General features: G+C 58.7%; 2 protein-coding genes. Both read right to left on the bottom strand.

Features of this window, described 5'->3' with window-relative positions; genetic code table 11:
* Window positions 1-118: 118 nt before the first annotated feature.
* On the bottom strand, window positions 119-2,605 hold the full coding sequence (locus ABX749_RS21875; RefSeq protein WP_372897854.1) for a cytochrome C: 2,487 nt from the start codon (window positions 2,603-2,605) through the stop codon (window positions 119-121).
* A 469-nt stretch (window positions 2,606-3,074) separates the two neighbouring features.
* A partial coding sequence (locus tag ABX749_RS21870) for an SdrD B-like domain-containing protein (protein WP_372897853.1) occupies window positions 3,075-4,904 on the bottom strand: 1,830 nt, incomplete at its 5' end.

Below are 4,904 nucleotides of genomic sequence, written 5' to 3'. Positions count from 1 at the left end.
GGCCCGGACGCTGGCGCGAACCGGCTGATGTCAATTGATTATCAGCCGTTTGACGCGGGCCTATGGGCCCTAGCCCGCTGAAACGATCGTTAACTTCAACGGCATCCGGTGGGCCCGATCAGCGGGTTGCCGCACGGCGTTTTCGTCGCCACCAGGTGACGCCGGCCAGTCCCACCAGTAATCCTCCACCGACCCCCGTGACTTGCACCCAAGCGGACAGGAGCACGATTTTGTGGATCAGCGCCGCGTGTTGGTCGTTGGTTTCGGGAAGCTGTCCGGTGTACTTGGCGACATGATGCAGCAGGTTGATGGCGGCTGAGTTGGCGGGAATTTCCTGATGGCAGGCGATACAGGTACCTTCACGCTGGATGTGTTCGATCTCGTCTTTGTTCAGCGCTCGCGAGAGTTTCCAGTGGTGGCCCACGGTGGCGAGTTGGTTTCCGTCACGGTCAACGATCTGCGACCAATCATGATCCAGGTTTTCGATCGCGGGTTGTTGGGGCCTGGCACGTTCGGAGAGTACCGTTCCGTCGGTCGTTTCGAGATCTGCGAAATGTGATTCATTCCACGGACGTGTCCCGGGAATTCCCAGGCCTACAGCTTTGTCCGACGCATGGCACGATTCACAACTGCGCGCATTCTTGGTCATCGTGTGTGGCTGGGTGGGGCTCATGTCGATCGCCAACTGACCGCTTTCTCCACTGCCCTCGGTACCGGGCGGCGTTTTGAAGATATGATTCTGCAGAATCATCTTGCCGTCGGGGCCGATGATGGTGACCGATGGCTGGCAGCCTGGTGCCAACGGCGTCACACGCCCTTCGCCGTTGATTCCCATCATCGGTTCCTCCCACCGCAGGTAACTGCGACTCTCGGTGACTTTGCCGGGAATCACCGTCTGGAACTGCTCTTCTCCGTCCGTCGTTCGGAACTCCGGTTGCATGTGTTTGCGACCGGCGGCCACCCAATCGAAACCGGTCTGTGACTCATTGCATTCCGGGCAACGATCCTTCTGACTGTAGTCGACCTTAACATGACACCCGTAACACTGCGGCGTCCAACTTGCATGACAGGTGTAGCATTCCATCCGGTCCAAATGCTTGGCGACACCCTGCATCGCGACCAACCCTCGCGTGCTGATTTGCTTTTCTGCCACCAGCTTCTTCAATGGTTTGAGTCGCAGGTCTTTGCCTTCGGCGGTGTAGACAATCACTTCGTCGCCGTCACGCACCGTGTTTTCGTAGGGGTTGCCTCGGGCGGTCAGCAAATACCCGTCCTTCTTGTCGTGTTGATAGCCGGCCCAGGTGTGCGGAAGCTGTTCATCGGTGACGCCGCGCGGATCGCCATCGGCCGGTGACATGTCGAATTCATCCATGTAACCGAGCGGCAGTTCCCAGGGGAACTTGTCGGGCGTTCCGTGGCAATCGGAGCATTCGATTTGCACGGCCGCCAACGTCGTTGGATTGAGAAAACCGTCGCCGTGCACGTCGATCGATGTGTGGCAATCCTGGCACTTCATACCTATCTGGTAGTGAATGTCTTGCTCCATGGCGATGTAGTGCTTGGAGTGCAAGTCCGGCGTCCCGGCTCCCGTTTCGCTGAACGGAGACGTATACGGCGTTTCCATCAATCCTTGAAAAGAGACTCCCACGCGTTTGCCGCGATTGTGGCACGTCGTGCATGTTTCAACCGCCAAGCCGTGGTAACTCGTTCCATGCACGGTGACGGTCGCTTCACGCGTTCCTTGGATTTGATGGGTCAGCGGATGCGTCGGCTCATCGGTCGGGATCGATCGGTCGTTTCCCTCGTAGTAGCCTTCATTGCTGTAAGGGAGATGGCATGACGAGCACCCCATGCCGCGAAAATCGCCTCGCCGAGATCGCCCTTTCACGGCATGGTGACAGCGGTTGCATTCCTGACGAATGTAGGTGAACGCAGCGAGTTCCGGGTTGTCGTTCAGCTTGTCCAATTCATCGAACCCCACGGCGTCGGGCAGGGGTTCATGCCGATCGACAAACACGTTGGGTTCCAGCTTTCGCAACCGTTCCATGTAGTCGCGATAGGCGTCCGTGCCGAGCCTCGCGCCGGGGTCTGCGGGGTTTTCCACCGCGTAGTTGCCGAACTTGTGCTCGTAACCGGTCAGCGCTCCAAAGGACCAGCACGTTCCCTGGATCTTGCCCGCCTCGGTCATCATCAGACTTTTCCACTGAATCTCGACTTGTTCCATGTGGCACTGGCCGCAAGTCTCTTCGTTCACCCAGGGGCTGCCAGGATCGGGAAAGAAGTTGTCGCCGCCGTGCGCAATCGCCTTATCCTTGGTCTCGGTGGGATCGCCGTTGTGGCAAACAACACAACCGGCCGGATCACCCAGTTCTTTCCCGCGGGCCATGATTTGGTTCAGCATTTCGGAACCGATTTCGCGAATCGGCTCGATTTCCCCATGACACGCCATGCAGCCCGACTCGGCCGCTTGGGGAAAGTGATCGACCAATCGTTCTTGCGAAACCGCAACTGCCGGCGTCGCGATGCAGCAAAGCAGCGTGATCAGAGCGATCCCGAACCGACGCGTCCAAGCGCAACTTGTAGCGAGGATCGTTGTCTCGCTCATCCTGTCAAACATCAACGGCAAACTCTGGGGCAGCGTCTCTCGGTATGCGTCCGCGATGACCGGATCGGGCACGCGATAGACGGTTGAGTTTCACCGCATCCGCCTCCACGTGGAAGCGGCAAACCGCTCCTTTCAGAAGAAAACGATGGATTCCCGCCCCCCGAACGCAAGAAGTGCACGTTGCGGCGTCAGTGTTTACCCTGGCGTGATTCCGCCCGAGGTCGTTCGATCGACAGTCGCCCAAGAAAAGAATGCCCACGGCTAGCAGCGCGAACCCACGGATGACAGGGGGCAAAAAACTCGCGGGCTCGCACTGCCATCCGTGGGCTCATTATTCATTGCATCGTTCTGCAAGTGACAGTCTGCTCCCCTCTTCCGCTCGACAAACCTAACCCTAAATCCGCATCTGGACGGAAAACTGGGGTGTTCGTCGGGCGGAAAGCGTCCAACGCCAAGGATGGATCCCGGGTCAGGCCAATTGCACCTGGAAATTGATCCGCATGATCAGGTTGTCGACGTCGGTCAGTTCGACCTCATGCAGATCCTCACCGAGGACGATCCACATGTCGGTTGAAGCGATCTGCACTTGGTAGGTCTCCGCATCGCTAATCGAGTCAAACGTGTATCGACCGCGGCTGTCGGTGGTGGTTTGTGCGACCAGCTCGCCGGCGCTGTCGAGCAACTCCACGGTCACGCCTTCCACGCCCTCGTTCTTCTCCGTTTGTCGATCACCACCGGTTTGACCGCGTGCCTGGTCCAACCGCTGATTGCCACGTTGATTCACTTGATCTTGCGCCAGCAGGCTCAAGTCCGTGTCGCTGACCTCGCGGGAGATCGCAGTGAAATCATCAAATTCCGGCGCGGCGACGACTGCTCCGCTGATTGCGAAGGATGAATCCGAGGAGTCTGATGCATCCGAACCGTCGGATGCACCGGAGGATTCGTTGAGTGCGGCGAAGTCTGCGGCGACGGAGGCGGCAATCGCTTGTCCCACCTCCTGGCCGACAAGGTCATCGAAGTCGAAGTGGATGCCCAAGTAGACTCGACTGCGCCCGTTTTCTGCCATCGCCTCGCTGAACGAATCGAATTGACGCGTCGCGTCGTCGAGGTCCAAACCGTACGCCTCCTGCAACTCGGGATCCTCCAACAGAATCTCCAACTCTCTGGACGTCACTTCGAACGAGATCTCATCGGTTCCATAGAAATCTTGCAGCGTCCCGAACAGGGCACCACCGAAGGTCGCGTGGCCGGAGATGTACGTCGGGAACTGGGGCGTGAATCCGACGATGTCTCCGTCACCGTCGGGGCCTCCCAACGGCGTCCAATCCTCATCGCCTTCGGTCAGCTCGTTCCCATCGCGATCGCCTTGTTGGATCGCAGTGACCGGCCGCCAAAACTCTTCGCTGAATTTTGTCTCCCAAGCGACGATCGCAGCGTCCGCCATGGCGACGGAGGCTTGAGCAAATAGCGCGACGTTTTCTTCGAAGGTATTATCCTGTTGAGTCGCGACGCTTTCCAGTACGTCAGTGAACAGCCCAAACGGTGTGCCGAGCCCTTCGCGGTCATAGGCCCAGAAGAGACCGATTTCGGTTTGCTCGGCGGTCCGCTCCGTGCTATCGACGGAACCCAATGCCAACACTTCGTTGTAGGACTCCGCATACTCTTCGCTGGTCAGATCAGGCGGGGAGTCGGGGGAGAACTCGTCAACGGATGAAATGGAGAAGGTGTCCACGTCACCCCAATTCGGTCCCCAAGCCGGAACGTTTGGGCTGTACGGGTCCGGTTGGAAATATCCGGCTTCGTCGGTGTAGGTGTACTCGCCGACCACATCCGAACCGTCGTCGACGCGGAGCGCCAGGATTTGGTTGGCCACGTCTTCACCGAGCGCGAAGCTGTCGGCAAGATCGACTTGCGAATCCTGGGCCGCGATCCAGTCCTCCAGGGCTGCATCGAGCTGTGCTTGTTGGTCCGGGTACAGGCCACTCAGCGCGGTGTAAGCCGCAGCAGTTGCGGCGACCTCCGCGGAAACGTCGCCTGTCGTGCTCGTCAAGGTGCTGTCGTAGTGATAGAACGCTCCGTCGGAATTGCCCGACGCGATTGCGACCGAATCAAAAATGGCCAAATTCAAAATGGCGTTGGAGCGCGACGCGTAGCCGGGGTTTTGTTTTTCCGTGTTATCGACCAACACTTCGCCAAAGACATCATTCCAAAACAGCACGGCGTCCGACTGTTGCTCCGCAGCGATCGGGTCCTCATCGGTCGAGTCGTCGGTTGCGGGGGCTTCCGTGGTGGGAGGATC

This window comes from Stieleria sp. (assembly GCF_041595215.1).
Lineage (GTDB): Bacteria > Planctomycetota > Planctomycetia > Pirellulales > Pirellulaceae > Stieleria > Stieleria magnilauensis.
This window is presented reverse-complemented; position numbering and strand designations above follow the sequence as displayed.

What these genes read in the sequence shown, in the direction of transcription:
- ABX749_RS21875 (WP_372897854.1), bottom strand. Translation starts at nt 2,605, where the DNA reads ATGAGCGAGACAACGATCCTCGCTACAAGTTGCGCTTGGACGCGTCGG.